Below are 16099 nucleotides of genomic sequence, written 5' to 3'. Positions count from 1 at the left end.
CAAGGCGCACGCTGGCAGTTTCTTGGCATGGGAAAAGATTATGGTCCGCAGGTTTGCATCCGCCCTCACGCGTCGTTTCGTCCTGACCTCCGCCGCCTCCGGCGCCGCCGCCGCCCTGACGGCGGGCTGCACCCTGCCGGTGACGCAGGGCGCTGCGCCGATCTTTCGCAATGACCCGTTCAGCCTGGGCGTGGCGTCCGGCGAGCCGACTTCAGACGGGTTCGTGCTGTGGACGCGCCTCGCGCCGAACCCGCTCGACCCAGATGGTGGCATGGCGCCTGAAGCCGTCGATGTGGCCTGGGAATTGGCGGAAGACGAAGCCTTCACCCTGATCGTGCGCTCCGGCGTCGAGCGCGCGCTGCCCGATTGGGGGCATTCCGTCCATGCCGAGCTGTATGGCCTGCCAGCGGGACGGGAGTATTTCTTCCGTTTTCATGCCGGCGGTGTGACCAGCCCTGTGGGCCGCGCGCTGACCGCCCCGGCCTATGGCGCGGGCGTGGACGCGATGAAGATCGCCTGGTGTTCGTGCTCGCATTACGAACAGGGTTATTTCCACGCCTACCGCAACATGGCTGAAGAGCGTCCTGATCTGATCGTGCACACGGGCGATTACATCTATGAATCGAGCTGGGGTCCGCAGGTGCGTCGTCATGTAACGCCAGAGCCGTACACGCTCGAAGATTATCGCCGGGTGCACGCGCTTTATCGCCTCGACCCTGATCTTCAGGCCGCCGCCGCCATCGCCCCCTGGCTTGTGACCTGGGACGACCATGAAGTGGATAACGATTACGCCGGCGATATCAGCGAACAGCCCTTCGTCTCGGCCGAGGACTTCCGCGCGCGTCGCCTCGCCGCTTATCAGGCCTATTGGGAAAACATGCCCCTGCGCCGCCGCTCCATGCTGGAGCGCGCATCGGGCCGCATGCGCATTTACGGGCAAAGCGTCTTTGGGGATCTGGCCGAAGTGAACATGACCGATGGACGCCAGTTCAAGACACCCATGGCGTGTCCGACCGAGACCGATCGCGGCGGCAATGTCGTTCCGGCGAGCTGTGACGAGCTGATCGATCCGAGCCGCACCTATCTGGGCGAGGGACAGGAGCGCTGGCTGTCACGCGGTGTTGCAGGGTCGGGCGCAATCTGGAGCTTTATTGTTCAGCCGACCCTGTTCTCGCCGTTTAATTTTTCCAATCCGCAAACCGGTGAAGCCATGGTCTGGACCGATGGTTGGGACGGCTATCCGCTGGCCCGGCAACGCCTGGTCGATGCATTGGCTCAGCGAGAAAACGCCAACCCGATCATTCTGGGCGGCGATACGCACTGCTACTGGGTCACCGATGTGAAGGCGGATTTTGCGGATATGAATTCGCGGACAGTGGCGTCTGAGTTTGTCACCACGGCTGTCACCAGCCAGCGTGGCGGCTATGAAAGCACCGCGGCCTTCCTTCCGAACAACCCGCATATCAAGCATTTCGATACGCGTGAGCAGGGCTACGGCCTGATCCGTCTGAGCCGGGAGCGGGCCGAGGTGGATCTGCGCGTCGTGGGTGACGTATCGCGTCGCGACGGCTACGCGCCGCGCAACCAGAAACAGTATGTGGTCGAGGCCGGACAGCCCGGCGCGGTGGAAGTCTGAGCCAGCGATAAATCCGCTATTGTCGGGGGGCGGCGCGTGATATTGGCGTTTTATGACCCAACGCTCCGTACCCCATGAAACCGCTCCTCAAACCGTCATTCACACCGCCTGGCCCTATCATGAGGATTGGGCTGATGCGCTGGAGGGCGCGCGGGAGGAGTTTGCGCGCTTTCTGACCCTGGCCGCAGCCCCTGGCGCGACCGGCAAAGCGCAGCCGCTCGTCATCTATGTGGCGAACGCCGAGGCCGAGGCGAGCGCGCGACGCGCTCTGGGCGATCGTGCGACCTATGTGCGCGCGAGCTATGGCGATGTGTGGACGCGCGACACCGGCCCGGTTTTTGTGACCAGCCCCGAGGGTCTGAAAGCCCTGCGGTTCAAGTTCAATGGCTGGGGCGGCAAGTACGAGTATCCGGGCGACGAAACCATCGGCGCGGTGATCGCCAAGCACGCAGGCGCCAGGATCGAGACGCTCGACTGGGTCTGTGAAGGCGGCGCGCTGGAGTTTGATGGCGACGGCACGGTGCTCACCACGCGTGACGTGGTGCTCAACCCCAATCGCAATCCCAAACTCAAAGCCTCTCAGGTTGAAGCGGATCTGAAACGGGTTTGCGGCGTGCAGTCCGTGATCTGGCTTGAGGACGGGTTGGCGGGCGACCACACCGATGGCCATATTGATAATCTCGCGCGCTTCGCCGCGCCGGGCGTGGTGGTGACCCAACGGCCGTCGGGGCTGGGCGATCCGAACACTGCTCTGTATGCGCGTACGATCCGGGACCTCAAGGCGGCGAAAGACGCCAAGGGGCGGTCGCTGAGAGTGATCGAAATTCCCTCTCCGGGGTTTGTAGCCGGGGAAGATGGCGGCCCGGCCGCCGCGTCTCATATGAACTGGATCATCGGACCGCGCCATGTGGTGATGCCGGCCTATAACCGCCATTCCGAGGCGGCGGTGCGCGCACTTTCCCACGCTTTTCCCAATCATGAGGTTGTCGCCAGCCCTGCAAACCATATCCTGACAGGTGGCGGCGCGTTCCATTGCGTCACATGTAACCAACCGGATCAGGTGGGATGAGACATTGATTGCTCTTGCTATTCCGCTTAGCGCTCTGACCTTGGCTTTGACTGACGCGACGGTCGCCACACCCTCGCCGGAACCTGAAGCGCCGATGCAGGCGGTTGAGCAAGCGCTTGATTATCTTGATGCCTTTCAGCTCGAAGTCGCCGATGTGGCGCATCATGACCGCATGGTGGGCTTCGCCGCGGCGATCCTGGAAAACGGCGAACCGGTGGCGATCTACACATCAGGTGAAACCGTGCGCGGCTCAGGCGAGGCGGTGACGGCGGACACGGTGTTCCGCCTGGCGTCTGTGTCAAAAACCTTCGCCGGCACCATGCTGGGCCTTCTGGACGAAGCCGGGCTGGTCAGTCTGGACGCCCGCGTGCCGACAAGCGTGCTCACCCTTGGCGGCGCCCGCCAACCGACCTGGCGCGAGCTCGCCAGCCATCAGACCGGCTTGCCGCCCAATGCCTACGACAATCTGATCGAGGCGGGGCAGGATGCGCACACCGTGCGGGCGCGGCTGACCGAAGTGCCGCTCCTGTGCCAGACAGGCGCGTGCTATACCTATCAGAATGTCGCTTTTGATGTCGTGCGTGACCTGATCGAGGACGCCAGCGGACTCAGCTATCCCGACGCCATCCAGACCTATCTGTTTGATCCGCTGGGTATGGAAAGCGCCGGATTCGGCGCTGAAAACCTGGCGCGGGCCGACAGTTACGCTGCGCCGCATTACGGGCGACGGCAAAGGCTGGGCGGGACCGGGACCGATTACGACACCTTGCCGGCCGCGGCGGGCGTATCGCTCAGCCTGAATGATCTGATCATCTGGGCGCAGGCGCAGATGGACCCAGAAGCCTATGGGTTGTCGCCGCGGGCTATTGAACGCGCCCACACGCCGCAAACCCGCAGTTTACGGCAAACGCGAAACCTGCGCCGGCTGGGCCGGGTTCGGGACACATCATACGGACTGGGGTGGCGCATTTATGACTGGCAGGGAGAGCGCACGCTGATTGCGCATGGCGGCGCCCTGGCGGGCTATGGTTCGCAGGTCGTGCTCGAGCCTGAAACCGGCTTTGCCTTTATTGCGCTCTGGAATGCGGATGTGGGATTGCCGCGTCTGCTTTGGCCGACAGCGATGGATATGCGCACCGGCGACGGCCCTGGGGCCTTTGTCGACGATGCGATCGCGCGGATGAGATAATGACTGACACTTTCACCATGGGCGTCCTGCAAGCGCCGCTGAACGCGGACATGGACGACAATATCAAGACCATTTCAGATCTGGTGCGCGATGCGGCCGGGCAGGGGGCGCAAGTGATCTTGCCGCCCGAACTGTTTCAAGGCCCGTATTTCTGCAAGACCCAGGTCGAGGACTGGTTCGCCACCGCCTATCCGGCGCTGGAGCATCCCTGCGTCACCGCCATGCAAGCGCTGGCTCAAGAGTTGGACGTGGCCATCCCCGTCTCGATCTATGAGCGCGATGGACCGAACTATTACAATTCCATGGTCATGGTGGACGCAGGCGGCAAGGCGCTGGGCGTTTATCGCAAGAGCCATATTCCTGACGGGCCGGGCTATCAGGAGAAGTATTACTTCCGACCTGGCGATACCGGCTTCAAAGTCTGGGACACGAAGTTCGGCAAGGTGGGCGTGGGGATTTGCTGGGACCAATGGTTCCCTGAAGCGGCCCGCTCCATGACGCTTCTGGGCGCGGAGATGCTGCTGTATCCCACCGCCATCGGCGCCGAGCCCCAGGCCCCCGAGATGGACACCGCCGCCGCCTGGCGCCGGGCCATGCAGGGCCATGCCGTGTCCAATTGCATACCCGTGGGCGCTGCGAACCGGATCGGCGATGAAGACGGGCAGGTGTTTTACGGCACCAGCTTCATCACCGATAATACCGGCGCGGTGAAAGCCGAGCTGGGCCGGACCGAGACCGGGGTGTTGACGGCGACCTTTAACCGCAAGGACCTGGACACCTTCCGGGCGGCCTGGGGGTTCTTCCGCGACCGGCGGCCGGACCTGTATCTCTAGACGCTGCGTCGGCCCGGAAACTTTCAAGCGTCCAGCGCGTTAAAGCTTGTATGCGCCGGCTTTCGCCGGCATGACACTTTTCGACGGCGCCGTGCGATCTTGGGGGTGGCGCGGCGCCGTTTAGGGTGACCAGAAGGGAATATGAATGACCCAGACCCGCCGCTCTGCAAAACTTCTGGTCCGCACCGCCACACTCGCTGACGTGCCCGCCATTCTGGACTTGCAGGAGCGTGCGTATCCGGGGTGGGACCCTGATACCCCCGCCATGATCCGCGGTCAGATCGCAAACTTCCTTGAAGGCCAGTTCGTCGTCGAATACGAGGGCGATCTGGTGGGCTGGTGCGCCAGCTTCATCATTGACGAAGAGGCTGCGTTTTCGCGCCATAGCTGGGCGTCGATCACCGGGGGCGGGTTCGCCGCGCGGCATGATCCCGATGGTGATTGGGTGTACGGCATGGAAGTGGCGGTGGACCCCAGCCGCCGCCGTTTGCGCATAGGCCAGCGGCTGTACGATGCGCGCAAGGCCCTGTGTGAGGAATGGGGGCTGAAGGGCGTCGTGTTTGGCGGCCGAATGGCGGGGTTTCGCCGCAAGCGCAAGCAATACCCCACCCCGCAGGATTATCTCGACGCCGTGGTCAGCAATGAGCTGCGCGACCCGGTGCTGAACTTCCAGATGCGGATGGGGTATGAGCCGGCGGGCGTGCTGAAAGACTATCTGCCCGATGATGCGGACTCAGGCGGCGCTGCAGCGCGCATGGTCTGGCGCAATCCCATGTATGTGGAGAGCAATGGCCCGGTGAACCGGCCGAACCCCAATACCGTGCGGGTGGCGGCGATCCAGATGGCCATGCGCTCCATGGAGACGCTCAAAGAGTTTGAGCGCAACGTCGAATATTTCGTCGAGGTCTGCTCGGACTATCGCGCCGATTTCTGCGTCTTCCCGGAAATGTTCACCGTAGCCCTGCTGGCGCTTGAGAAGCGCAAGCTGACGCCCGAAGAAAGCATCGCCGCCCTGTCGCGCCATACCCCGCGCTTCGTTGAGCTGATGAGCACGCTGGCGGTGCGCTACAACATCAACATTGTCGGCGGCTCTCATCCCACGCGCACCGATGACGGCGATATCCAGAACGTCGCCTATGTCTTCCTGCGTGACGGGTCGGTACATGCGCAGGAAAAGATCCACCCCACGCCAAACGAGCGCTATTGGTGGAATATCAAGGGCGGCGATGCGGTCGCCACCATTCCCACCGATTGCGGGCCGGTGGGCGTGCTGATCTGTTATGACACTGAATTCCCCGAACTGGCCCGCCGCCTGGCCGATGAGGGCGCAAAGATCATCTTCGCCCCCTACGCCACAGATGACCGGGGCGGCCATTTGCGGGTGCGCTATTGCGCCCATGCCCGGGCCATCGAAAACCAGCTTTATGTGGTCACGGCGGGGAATGTGGGCAATCTGCCGGGCGTTGAGAACATGGACATCAATTACGCCCAGAGCGCCATTCTGACGCCGTGTGATTTCCCGTTTGCGCGGGACGGCATTGCGGCGGAGACCAGCGAGAACGTAGAGACGATCGCCGTGGCCGATCTGCACCTGGATGACCTTGTGCAAGCGCGTCGCTCCGGCACGGTGCGAAATTTGCGCGACCGCCGGTTTGATCTGTATCGGATTGTCTGGAAAGACCGCGGCTAGTTTATTTCGCAGGACGTCCGGGGGCGATCAGCGCGAGCGCCACTGCGCCCGCAAGTCCGGGCCAGGTGAACGCCACAGCCTGATCCAGTGCGCCGCCCATCAGGCTCAGCGCGCCCGCGAGCAGTCCGCCCAGGGCGGTGATCGCCGCGAAGGCGAGTATGATCAGGCGAAACGACACGGAATGCAGGCTCCCACATCAACGTAAGTGAGAGCTTACACATGGCCGCCTAATAAATGGTAAGAGGCCGCAACTAGCCCGCCAGCAACGCGCCGCTTATGCCGTCGAAGATGAACTGCGCCGCCAGCGCCGCCAGGATGACGCCCAGAATTCGGGTGATCATTGCGGCCAGCGTATCGCCGATCAGTTTCATGATCGCGCCCACAGCCAGGAACAGGCCCAGACACAGCAACAGGTTCGCGCCCATGCCGGCGAATACCATGACCTGGCCGCCCAGACCGTCCGCTTCATTCATGAACAGCATGATGGAGGCGATCGCGCCGGGGCCCGCCAGCATGGGAATGGCCATGGGGAAGACGGAGATGTCCTCGTTGGTGCCCGCGATCTCTTCATCCGCCTCGTTGAGCGCTTCAGCGCGTTCTTCACGGCGTTTGGAGCGGGTCTCGAAAATCATGTCGAGCGCCAGCATGAACAGCAGGACGCCGCCCGCAGCGCGGAACGCGTCCAGGCTCACATGCAGAGCGCTGAGGAGCCATTCGCCCATATAGGCGAAACCGAACAGGACTGCGGTCGCGATCAGGACTGATTTGATCGCCATCACACGGCGGTGCGCCGGGGTGGAGCCTTCGGTCAGACTGGCGAAAATCGGAGCTACGCCAATCGGGTCGATCACCACGAAAAAAGTGACCAGAGAGGCGGTCAAAAGACTCAGATCCATCGCGTCCATAGGTGTCCCCAGTTCGAACCGTACACTAGGGTCCCGGCCTAACACGCCCGCTCAGCCTTGGCGAGGCCGCGTCCTTGCAGGTCCGATCTGTGTCATACGCAGAGCGTGCCCGGCGATCATCCCAAGCGATGATTATTGGGCCGGGGTCTGCATGGGCCTTAAGGCGCGCGCATTGCGTGCGGCCTCCTGACGGCGCGCCTCGGGAAGGGCGATCAGGCCGCGTTCAGCGAGATAGCCGAACGGCCCCCAAGCGTCTTCACTGGTCAGCTCTTCCACGAAGGGCGCCAGACCGGGGGCGACGCCCGCATGCTGGTTCTTGACGTAAATGAACAAGGACCGCGATCCGGGATAAACACCATTGGAGATGTTTTCATAGGTCGGCTCGATCCCGTCGACCCGGGCGGCCTGGATGCGGTCGCCGTTCTGCTCCAGGAAGGAATAGCCAAAAATGCCGAAGGCGGCCGGAGAGTTGGCGAGGGTCTGGACGATGGTGTTGTCGTTTTCGCCGGCGTCCACCCAGGCACCGTCCTCGCGGATGCGCGAAGCGAGACGTTCAAAGGTGTGCTCGTCGCTTTCAGACAGTTCGGCCAGGCAATCCACACCCTTCGCACCCATGATCATGTCGAGCTCGACAAAGGCGTCACGCGTTCCTGAGGTGGGCGGGGGGCCAAAAACTTCAATGCGTTCGGCAGGCAGATCCGACGAGATGTCAGACCAGCGCTGGAAAGGGTTGGCGATAAAGCTGGTGCAAGAAAACCCGGCGATTTCGCTATAGCTGCGGCCTGCTTGTAACCCGCCTTGCACGTCAAACAGCGCCTCGCCCTCGGCTGAAACGGGCATGGGGGTTTGTGCAGCGAGCGCCAGGTAGAGCTGCACACGCTCAATATCCATTGCGTCCGCACTGATCGAGTTCCCCAGCACGATACCGTCATATCCGATCGGTATTTCGGTGATGGCGACGACCCCATTGTCCTGACACAGCTGATATTCGGTCGCCTTGATGGGGCGGGAGGCGCCCGTCAGGTCCGGATAGCCCAGGCCGACGCCCGCACAGAACAGGTTCATGCCGCCGCCCGTGCCCGTGGCTTCCACGACCGGGGTGGGAAATCTTGTCTTTGCGCCAAAATTCTCCGCCACCGCAGTGGCGAAGGGGAAGACCGTGGATGACCCCACCATGCGCAGGCCGTCTCGGCCGCCTACGCCTGCGCCCGAAACGGTTGTTTCAGCGTCAGAGGGCGCCGCTGGCGACATCGGCTCATCCAGCAGCACGATATCCTCTCGCGGTTCGCCGCAGGCGATAAGCGCCAGCGCGGCGCATGCGACAAGTAGGTGATCGGCGCGGCGTTGAAGCATCTCGTCTCTCCTGGAACCTAATGGTGGCTGCAGCGTTTGTTCTTCTAACGTGAAGGACGCATCAGTTTTATGACACATGCGCAAGCAAATATTGACTGCACTGTGTCGGACAGGGCGCGTGCGGTCCTTGAAACAGCCAAGGGTCTGATTTGGTGACCCCTTTATGACGCTGATGGATACGCATGTGGATGAATTGACCCACGCCGCCGCGAAAAAAATCAAGATGCACAAATTTTCGGCTTTACATGCGAGGTCGCAGGATTTAATTCGCGCCGTCCCGGCGGAGGCGATCCGCTCGATGCCGGATTGGGTTAACAACAAGCAGGGGGTTCCGTGAGTTGTCTCATTACCATACGCCCCTGGACCTGGTCCGCTCTCGGCCTGTCGAAGGCCCGGTCGCCTGCGCGCGGCCCGATCGACTGACGATTGCGGCATCCTGGTTCCAGAACAATTTTCCCGGCGAAGTGCTCTACGCGGTCAAATCAAACCCGTCCGCGTGGGTGATCGATACTCTGTACGCCGCAGGCATGCGCTGGTTTGACGTGGCGTCGCTCAACGAGGTTGAGCTGATCGCGTCACGTTGTCCGGACGCCACCATGGCGTTCATGCATCCGGTCAAAAGCCGCCGCGCCATCCATTCGGCCTATTTCGACCATGGCGTACGAATCTTTGTGCTCGACTGTGAAGCCGAGCTTGAAAAGATTCTCGCCGAGACCGGCTACGCTCAGGATCTGACCTTGGTGGTGCGCATCGCTGTCTCCAATGACGGCGCGACCCTGCCTCTGGCGGGCAAGTTCGGTGCGTCCGAGAACGATGCGGTGGATCTGATCCAGCGCGTGCGGACCTATGCCGACGAGCTGGGCGTGAGCTTTCACGTGGGCAGCCAGTGCATGGCGCCGAGCGCGTATCGCGCAGCGATGCTGGATGTGTCGCGCCTGATCAAGCGCGCGGCCGTCACCGTGGACATCGTGGATGTCGGCGGCGGCTTCCCTGTCGCTTATCCCGGCATGACCCCGCCGCCATTGTCTGAGTACGTGGCCGCCATCGAGAACGCGTTCGAAGAGATGATGGTTCTCGAGAACGCCGATTTGTGGTGCGAGCCGGGCCGGGCGCTGTGCGCGGAATCCACCTCGATCCTGACACGCGTCGAGCTGGTCAAGGGCGATCAGGTGTACCTCAATGACGGCGCTTACGGCACGCTGTTTGATTTGGTCCATATGAAATGGCCCTATCCGATCCGCGTGCACCGGACCAAAGGCGAACCGAGCGCTCAGACCGCGGCGTTCAAGCTGTACGGGCCGACCTGTGACGCCATTGACGCTGTTGCGGCGCCCATTGAGCTTCCGGCGGATTTGTCTGAGGGCGATGTGATCGAGTTTGCGCTCATGGGCGCATACGGGGTCGCCATGGCCACCCGTTTCAATGGGTTCGGAGAGGTGGAGACCGAAACGGTGTCCGACTTCCCTTGGGCCTCTGTCTATGACCGTCCGGTGGCGGATATCGCCCAGGGACACGATGACGAAAGTGACCGCGTGGTCTCTTTTCCGCGTCTCAACCGGCGCCGTCGTAACCGCATTATGAAAAGGCGTTGAGGATGGCTGACACCTCAAACCGCAAGGCCGAGCTGCTCTCCAGCCCGGTCGAACATATCGACATTGCGAGCTTTGACGGCCGCGTGATCATCGACGCCTGGGAGAAGATGAGCTTCACCTCCCGCGACGCGGCGCGCGCTGCTCGCATCTTGCAGGCGGCGCAGGAAGATCCCGACTGCTCGGTGATCCTGACGCTGGCGGGCTCCACGTCCGCGGGCGGCTGCATGCATGTGTGGCGCGACATGATCCGCAACAACATGGTCGACGCCGTGGTGGCCACGGGTGCGTCCATCGTGGACATGGATTTCTTCGAGGCTCTGGGCTTCAAGCACTACCAGGCCAAGGACATTCCAGACGACCGGGTGCTGCGCGATCTCTATATCGACCGCATCTATGACACCTATATCGACGAGGAAGACCTGCAGGCGTGCGACCATATCATCGGCGACATCGCCGACAGCCTGCCTGCCGGTCCGATCAGCTCACGCGCCTTCATCAAGGCAATGGGCCAATGGCTCGCGGACGGCAACGCCAAGAAAGAGGGCTCTTTGATTGAAGAGTGCTATCGCCATGGCGTGCCGATCTTCGTGCCGGCGTTCTCTGATTGCTCAGCCGGTTTCGGTCTCGTCAAACACCAGGTGAACCGGATCAAGGCGGGCGAGGGCTATGTGTCCATCGACTCCGTCGCTGATTTCCGCGAACTAACCGACATCAAGATCAAGGCGGGCTCGACCGGCCTGTTCATGGTGGGCGGCGGCGTGCCGAAAAATTTTGCGCAAGACACCGTTGTCTGTGCCGAGATCCTCGGCCACAAAGACGTGGAAATGCACAAATACGCGGTGCAGATTACGGTGGCGGATGTGCGCGACGGCGCCTGTTCCTCCTCGACCCTCAAGGAAGCGTGTTCCTGGGGCAAGGTGGATGTGGCGCTCGAGCAGATGGTGTTCGCCGAAGCCACCACGGTGGCCCCGGTCATCGTCTCGGACGTCTATCACCGCGGCGCCTGGAAACAGCGCCCCCGCCGTCGGTTCGCCGACCTTTTCAACGACGCTTTTTAACAAGAACAACGGGAGTGAGCGCGGCCCTGAGCCGCGTTCCCACACGGAAGGACCTCTCATGGATGGACTGACCCTGGCGGACAACCCGCACTTTGACACCGCCCTCGAGCCGGTGGACGCCAACCACAAGGACGACCTTGATCACTTCATCATGGTCGACGGCAAGCAGGTGGCGGGCCGCCATTTGATCATCGATCTGATGGGTGCGCGTCACCTGACCGACGAAGATCGTATCCAACAGGCGTTCCGCGATTGCGTGACCGCCTGCGGCGCGACCCTGCTGCACATCCACACCCATGTGTTCGAGCCCAATGGCGGCGTGTCTGGCGTGGCGGTGCTGGCGGAAAGCCACATCTCGACCCACACCTGGCCCGAGCGCGACTATGCGGCGTTTGACGTGTTTATGTGCGGCGACGCCCAGCCGATCAAGGCGGTCGCGATCCTCAAGGAAGCCTTTGAGGCCGCCGAGGTGCGCGTCACCGAAATCCTGCGCGGCGAGGGCGCGTAAGCGCTTTCTGGCCGACAGGCTGAAACAGGGGAGCGGTTCTGCAAAGAACCGCTCCTTTTCACATTTTTCTTGCCTTCAAGCGGGCTGGACGCGAGTAAACCGGCGTTCCGTCCCCAGCGTTCCTGCACGCACCTTCAGGAGAGTTTCATGACCGACACCCCCAAGCACACCTATCGCGACGCCAATGGCGATCTGTGGTTCCGGGAATCGCTGAGCGAGGGCATCGGCAACGGCCTGCGCATTGACACCCTTCTGTACGCTGAAGCGTCCGATGTTCAGGACCTGATCGTGTTCGAGAACACCGAAAACGGTCGCGTGCTGGCGATTGACGGCCTCGTGCAGGTCTCCATGGCCGACGAGTTCATCTATCACGAGATGGTCTCCCACGTGCCGCTGCTGTCGCATGGCGCGGTCAAGCGTGTGCTGATCGTGGGCGGCGGAGATGGCGGCGCCATGCGCGAAATGCTCAAGCACACCGGCGTTGAGTCCATCACCCTCGTTGAGATCGACCCCGATGTGATCGAGTTCTCGAAAAAATGGTTCCCGGACGTCTCCCAAGGCGCGTTTGAGGATCCGCGCGTCAATGTTGTGATCGCGGACGGCTCGAAATATGTCGAGGAGACGTCCGACACGTTCGACCTGATCCTGATTGACTCCTCAGACCCGGTCGGGCCGAGCGCGGTGCTGTTCACCCGCGAATTCTACACCGCGTGCTCAAAGCGGCTCAATGAAGGCGGGGTCATCGTGACCCAGTCCGGCCTCGCTGCGATCCACCCCGAGCCGGTGAAATCGACCTCTGACAGCTTCAAATCGCTGTTTGCGCATTCAGGCTTTTACCTGATCTGCGTGCCGGCCTTCTCGGGCGGCTTCATGGCGCTGGGCTTTGCGACCAATGACGGCGCGACGTTTGATCGCGACATCGAGACGATCCGCGAACGCTTTGCGGCGCTCGACATCAAGACGAAGTATTACAGCCCCGAGATCCACAAGGGCAGCTTCGCCCTACCGCCCTATATCGCCGAGAAAATTGCGTAAGGACGGGGCATCCGGAGTTGAGGCGGCGCAGGCGACTGCGCCGCCTTTTTTGTTCGCGTCACTTCCCACCCTCTCATTCGACGGTTCGTCCGGTGAATCCATGCCGTGGTTTTTGATCAAAGCAACGCTCTTCCCCGGCGGAGGCCGGGGTCCAGAGCCAGATGCTCAGCGCTTGATGATCTCTGGGTCCCGGCCTTCGCCGGGAAAGAGAGATGGTAAGAGAATGAATTCCCGGGCGAGCGTCGCGAAGACCCGGGACCTCCCTCCGCTTCTAGAACCCTATTCTGATGGAGGCCCCGGCTCTGCGCTTCGCTTGGCCGGGGTTTCAGGATGTTTTCCTTCCCCCTGCGACCGTTCGTCTTTTCCGCGCACAGACCCTTGTGTGCTGGATATGCAACACCTACCTCGTGAGGTGACAGGGCGGTATGGGGATGCTTCCAAGAAGGTCGCCGACCCCGCCTGTCTCGCTGAACCTCAGGAGACATGATTATGGACTTTGAAAAATTCACAGACCGGGCGCGTAGCGTTTTGCAGGCCGCTCAAGGCCTTGCGCTCAAGAACAAGAACCAGCACTTCGCGCCCGAGCACATTCTCAAGGCGCTGCTGGAGGATGACCAGCAGCTGGCGGTCAATCTGATCAAGGCGGCGGGCGGACGCCCCGATGTGGTGGCGGACCTCACCGAACGCGCCTTAAGCGCGCTTCCCAAGGTGGAGAGCGCGACCGGGCAGATTTATCTGGCCCCCAAGACCGCTGAAGTGTTCTCAAGCGCTGAAGACGCCGCGAAGAAAGCAGGCGACCAGTATGTCACCGCCGAGCGGCTCTTGCAGGGGCTCAGCCTTGTCAAAGGTCACAAAGCCGAGGAAATCCTCAGCCAGGCGGGCGTGACGCCGCAATCGCTCAACACCGCCGTTAATGATCTGCGCCAGGGCCGCACGGCCGACAGCCAATCGGCCGAGGACACCTATGAAGCGCTGAAAAAATATGCCCGAGACCTCACCGAGGTGGCGCGTGAAGGCAAGCTTGATCCGGTGATTGGCCGCGATGAGGAGATCCGCCGCGCCATTCAGGTGCTGTCACGCCGCACCAAGAACAATCCGGTGCTGATCGGCGAGCCGGGCGTGGGCAAAACCGCCATAGCGGAAGGCCTGGCGCTGCGCATCGTCAATGGCGACGTACCCGAGAGCCTCAAGGACAAGAAGCTTCTGGCGCTTGATATGGGCGCCTTGATCGCGGGCGCGAAGTATCGCGGCGAGTTCGAGGAACGCCTGAAATCGGTGCTCAATGAAGTGGAATCCGCCAACGGCCAGATCATCCTGTTCATCGACGAAATGCACACGCTGGTGGGCGCAGGCAAGACCGATGGCGCGATGGACGCGTCCAATCTTTTAAAGCCTGCGTTGGCCCGTGGTCAGCTGCATTGCGTGGGCGCGACGACGCTCGATGAATACCGCAAGCATGTTGAGAAGGACGCCGCATTGGCGCGGCGTTTCCAACCGGTCTTCGTGGAAGAGCCGAGCGTGGAGGACACGGTCTCCATTCTACGTGGCCTCAAAGAGAAATACGAAGTGCATCACGGCGTGCGCATTGCGGACGGCGCGATCGTGGCGGCGGCGACCCTGTCCAACCGCTACATCACCGACCGCTTCCTGCCTGACAAGGCGATTGATTTGATGGACGAGGCGTCGGCCCGTCTGCGCATGCAGGTGGATTCAAAGCCTGAAGAGCTGGATGAGCTCGACCGCCGGATCATTCAGCTGAAGATCGAGGCTGAAGCGCTCAAGAAAGAAGGCGATGACGCCTCAAAACAGCGCCTTGAAACGCTTCACAAAGAGCTTTCCGAACTGGAAGGCCGTTCCGCAGAACTGACCGCCGCCTGGCGTGCGGAGAAGGACAAGCTGGCGTCTTCGACCGAGATCAAGGAGCGGCTGGACCGTCTGCGGGCTGAACTCGCCGATGCGGAGCGTCGGGGTGATCTGGGCCGTGCGTCCGAGCTGAAATACGGCCAGATCCCCCAGCTTGAAAAACAGCTCAAGGACGCTGAGGACGCCGCCGACGGCGCCGCTAACGATTCAAGCCTGGTCAAAGAGGTGGTCGATGAAGAGCAAATCGCCGCCGTGGTCAGCCGCTGGACCGGCGTGCCGGTGGACAAGATGCTCGAAGGCGAGCGCGAAAAACTGCTCGCGATGGAAGATGGTTTGCGCAAACGCGTGGTCGGTCAGGAAGAGGCGCTGCAAGCCGTGTCTGACGCCGTGCGCCGCTCGCGCGCAGGGCTTAAAGACCCGAACCGCCCCATCGGCTCCTTCCTGTTCCTCGGCCCCACGGGCGTGGGCAAGACCGAGCTGACCAAGGCGTTGGCGGAGTTCCTGTTTGACGACGAAACCGCGATCACGCGGATGGATATGTCTGAATACATGGAGAAACACTCCGTCGCCCGACTGATCGGCGCGCCTCCGGGCTATGTGGGCTATGAAGAGGGCGGGGCGCTGACCGAAAGCGTGCGGCGTCGACCCTATCAGGTGGTGCTTTTTGACGAAGTGGAGAAAGCCCACCCGGACGTCTTCAACGTGCTGCTGCAGGTGCTGGATGATGGCCGGCTGACCGATGGTCAGGGGCGCACCGTGGATTTCCGCAACACCATCCTGATCATGACCTCGAACCTTGGCTCTGAATTCCTGCTGTCGGGCGATGTGGAGGATGCCCGCGATCAGGTGATGGACGTGGTGCGCGGTGCGTTCCGCCCCGAATTCCTCAACCGGATTGACGAGATCATCCTGTTCCGTCGTCTGGCCGAAGAGCATATGGGCGCGATTGTCGGCATTCAGCTCCAGCGTTTGGAAGCGCTGCTGGACGATCGCCGCATGGTGCTGGAGCTTGATGACGGCGCTCGGCAATGGTTGGCGGCCAAGGGCTATGATCCCGCTTACGGGGCGCGGCCTCTGAAGCGGGTGATCCAGAAAGAGCTGCAGGACCCGCTGGCCCGGCTTATCCTGGATGGCAGCCTGCATGATGGCGAGACGCTGAAAGTCTCAACCGAAGGCGATGCGCTGACGGTGAACGGCAAGGCTGTGAGCCGGAACGCCCAACCTCCCAGAGCGGCGGTTATTCAATAGGTCTATGCGCTGTCCAGACCGGGCGACCGGTCCGGGCAGCGCAGCTCTATCATCAAGTATTTATGATGAGATTCATTCATAGGAAAATTTTCATAAGCTATTAACTCTCCCACAGCAGAG

General features: G+C 61.9%; 14 protein-coding genes. 11 read left to right on the top strand and 3 right to left on the bottom strand.

Going from position 1 to position 16099, the window contains the following annotated elements:
* The first annotated feature begins 40 nt into the window (after positions 1-40).
* The 5 genes from ACP154_RS02680 to ACP154_RS02660 all read left to right on the top strand — a co-directional run bounded on the left by ACP154_RS02680 (position 41) and on the right by ACP154_RS02660 (position 6417).
* Complete coding sequence (locus ACP154_RS02680; protein WP_421857132.1) at positions 41-1636, top strand: alkaline phosphatase D family protein; 1596 nt, start codon at positions 41-43, stop codon at positions 1634-1636.
* 52 nt (positions 1637-1688) lie between these two features.
* A complete protein-coding gene (locus tag ACP154_RS02675) occupies positions 1689-2705 on the top strand; it encodes an agmatine deiminase family protein (RefSeq protein ID WP_421857134.1) in 1017 nt (338 codons plus the stop codon).
* A gap of 40 nt (positions 2706-2745) precedes the next feature.
* Positions 2746-3894 (top strand): serine hydrolase domain-containing protein, encoded by a 1149-nt coding sequence (locus ACP154_RS02670; protein ID WP_424993762.1) that lies wholly within the window; start codon positions 2746-2748, stop codon positions 3892-3894.
* Positions 3894-4727: an N-carbamoylputrescine amidase gene (gene aguB / locus ACP154_RS02665; RefSeq protein WP_421857138.1), complete on the top strand. Its 834-nt coding sequence runs from the start codon at positions 3894-3896 to the stop codon at positions 4725-4727. Before ACP154_RS02670 ends, aguB begins: the two co-directional genes overlap by 1 nt.
* Before the next feature lie 145 nt (positions 4728-4872).
* Positions 4873-6417: a GNAT family N-acetyltransferase gene (locus tag ACP154_RS02660; RefSeq protein WP_421857140.1), complete on the top strand. Its 1545-nt coding sequence runs from the start codon at positions 4873-4875 to the stop codon at positions 6415-6417.
* Position 6418: 1 nt separating this feature from the next.
* Here the strand turns inward: ACP154_RS02660 and ACP154_RS02655 are convergent, their stop codons facing one another.
* The 3 genes from ACP154_RS02655 to ACP154_RS02645 form a co-directional block, all read right to left on the bottom strand.
* Positions 6419-6595: a hypothetical protein gene (locus tag ACP154_RS02655; protein ID WP_158267816.1), complete on the bottom strand. Its 177-nt coding sequence runs from the start codon at positions 6593-6595 to the stop codon at positions 6419-6421.
* A 73-nt stretch (positions 6596-6668) separates the two neighbouring features.
* Entirely contained in the window at positions 6669-7322 is a 654-nt protein-coding gene (locus ACP154_RS02650; protein ID WP_107711531.1) for a MarC family protein, read from the bottom strand.
* 132 nt (positions 7323-7454) lie between these two features.
* A complete protein-coding gene (locus ACP154_RS02645) occupies positions 7455-8675 on the bottom strand; it encodes a substrate-binding domain-containing protein (protein WP_421857142.1) in 1221 nt (406 codons plus the stop codon).
* A 163-nt stretch (positions 8676-8838) separates the two neighbouring features.
* On the opposite strand from ACP154_RS02645, the gene ACP154_RS02640 reads away from it, so the two are divergent.
* The 6 genes from ACP154_RS02640 to clpB all read left to right on the top strand — a co-directional run bounded on the left by ACP154_RS02640 (position 8839) and on the right by clpB (position 15979).
* Positions 8839-9012 (top strand): hypothetical protein, encoded by a 174-nt coding sequence (locus ACP154_RS02640; protein WP_158267815.1) that lies wholly within the window; start codon positions 8839-8841, stop codon positions 9010-9012.
* Position 9013: 1 nt separating this feature from the next.
* Positions 9014-10267: a type III PLP-dependent enzyme gene (locus tag ACP154_RS02635; RefSeq protein ID WP_107711529.1), complete on the top strand. Its 1254-nt coding sequence runs from the start codon at positions 9014-9016 to the stop codon at positions 10265-10267.
* A gap of 2 nt (positions 10268-10269) precedes the next feature.
* Positions 10270-11325, top strand: a complete 1056-nt coding sequence (locus ACP154_RS02630; protein ID WP_421857145.1) for a 1,9-bis(guanidino)-5-aza-nonane synthase — start codon at positions 10270-10272, stop codon at positions 11323-11325.
* A 58-nt stretch (positions 11326-11383) separates the two neighbouring features.
* A complete protein-coding gene (gene speD / locus ACP154_RS02625) occupies positions 11384-11833 on the top strand; it encodes an adenosylmethionine decarboxylase (RefSeq protein ID WP_133723963.1) in 450 nt (149 codons plus the stop codon).
* Positions 11834-11980: 147 nt separating this feature from the next.
* Positions 11981-12868 (top strand): polyamine aminopropyltransferase, encoded by an 888-nt coding sequence (gene speE / locus ACP154_RS02620; RefSeq protein ID WP_421857147.1) that lies wholly within the window; start codon positions 11981-11983, stop codon positions 12866-12868.
* A gap of 489 nt (positions 12869-13357) precedes the next feature.
* Positions 13358-15979, top strand: coding sequence for an ATP-dependent chaperone ClpB (gene clpB, locus ACP154_RS02615; protein ID WP_421857149.1), 2622 nt, complete (start codon positions 13358-13360; stop codon positions 15977-15979).
* Positions 15980-16099 lie beyond the last annotated feature (120 nt).

Origin of the sequence: Oceanicaulis sp., from assembly GCF_965249665.1 — a bacterium.
Lineage (GTDB): Bacteria > Pseudomonadota > Alphaproteobacteria > Caulobacterales > Maricaulaceae > Oceanicaulis.
The sequence above is the reverse complement of the archived record's forward strand: the minus strand, read 5'-3'. Positions and strand labels throughout refer to the sequence as shown.

Excerpts from the sequence above, each read along its gene's own strand:
- ACP154_RS02630 (WP_421857145.1), top strand. The coding sequence starts at position 10,270 with ATGGCTGACACCTCAAACCGCAAGGCCGAGCTGCTCTCCAGCCCGGTC.
- aguB (WP_421857138.1), top strand. The coding sequence starts at position 3,894 with ATGACTGACACTTTCACCATGGGCGTCCTGCAAGCGCCGCTGAACGCG.
- speE (WP_421857147.1), top strand. The coding sequence starts at position 11,981 with ATGACCGACACCCCCAAGCACACCTATCGCGACGCCAATGGCGATCTG.
- speD (WP_133723963.1), top strand. The coding sequence starts at position 11,384 with ATGGATGGACTGACCCTGGCGGACAACCCGCACTTTGACACCGCCCTC.
- ACP154_RS02680 (WP_421857132.1), top strand. The coding sequence starts at position 41 with ATGGTCCGCAGGTTTGCATCCGCCCTCACGCGTCGTTTCGTCCTGACC.
- ACP154_RS02650 (WP_107711531.1), bottom strand. The coding sequence starts at position 7,322 with ATGGACGCGATGGATCTGAGTCTTTTGACCGCCTCTCTGGTCACTTTT.
- clpB (WP_421857149.1), top strand. The coding sequence starts at position 13,358 with ATGGACTTTGAAAAATTCACAGACCGGGCGCGTAGCGTTTTGCAGGCC.
- ACP154_RS02640 (WP_158267815.1), top strand. The coding sequence starts at position 8,839 with ATGACGCTGATGGATACGCATGTGGATGAATTGACCCACGCCGCCGCG.
- ACP154_RS02675 (WP_421857134.1), top strand. The coding sequence starts at position 1,689 with ATGACCCAACGCTCCGTACCCCATGAAACCGCTCCTCAAACCGTCATT.
- ACP154_RS02645 (WP_421857142.1), bottom strand. The coding sequence starts at position 8,675 with ATGCTTCAACGCCGCGCCGATCACCTACTTGTCGCATGCGCCGCGCTG.
- ACP154_RS02660 (WP_421857140.1), top strand. The coding sequence starts at position 4,873 with ATGACCCAGACCCGCCGCTCTGCAAAACTTCTGGTCCGCACCGCCACA.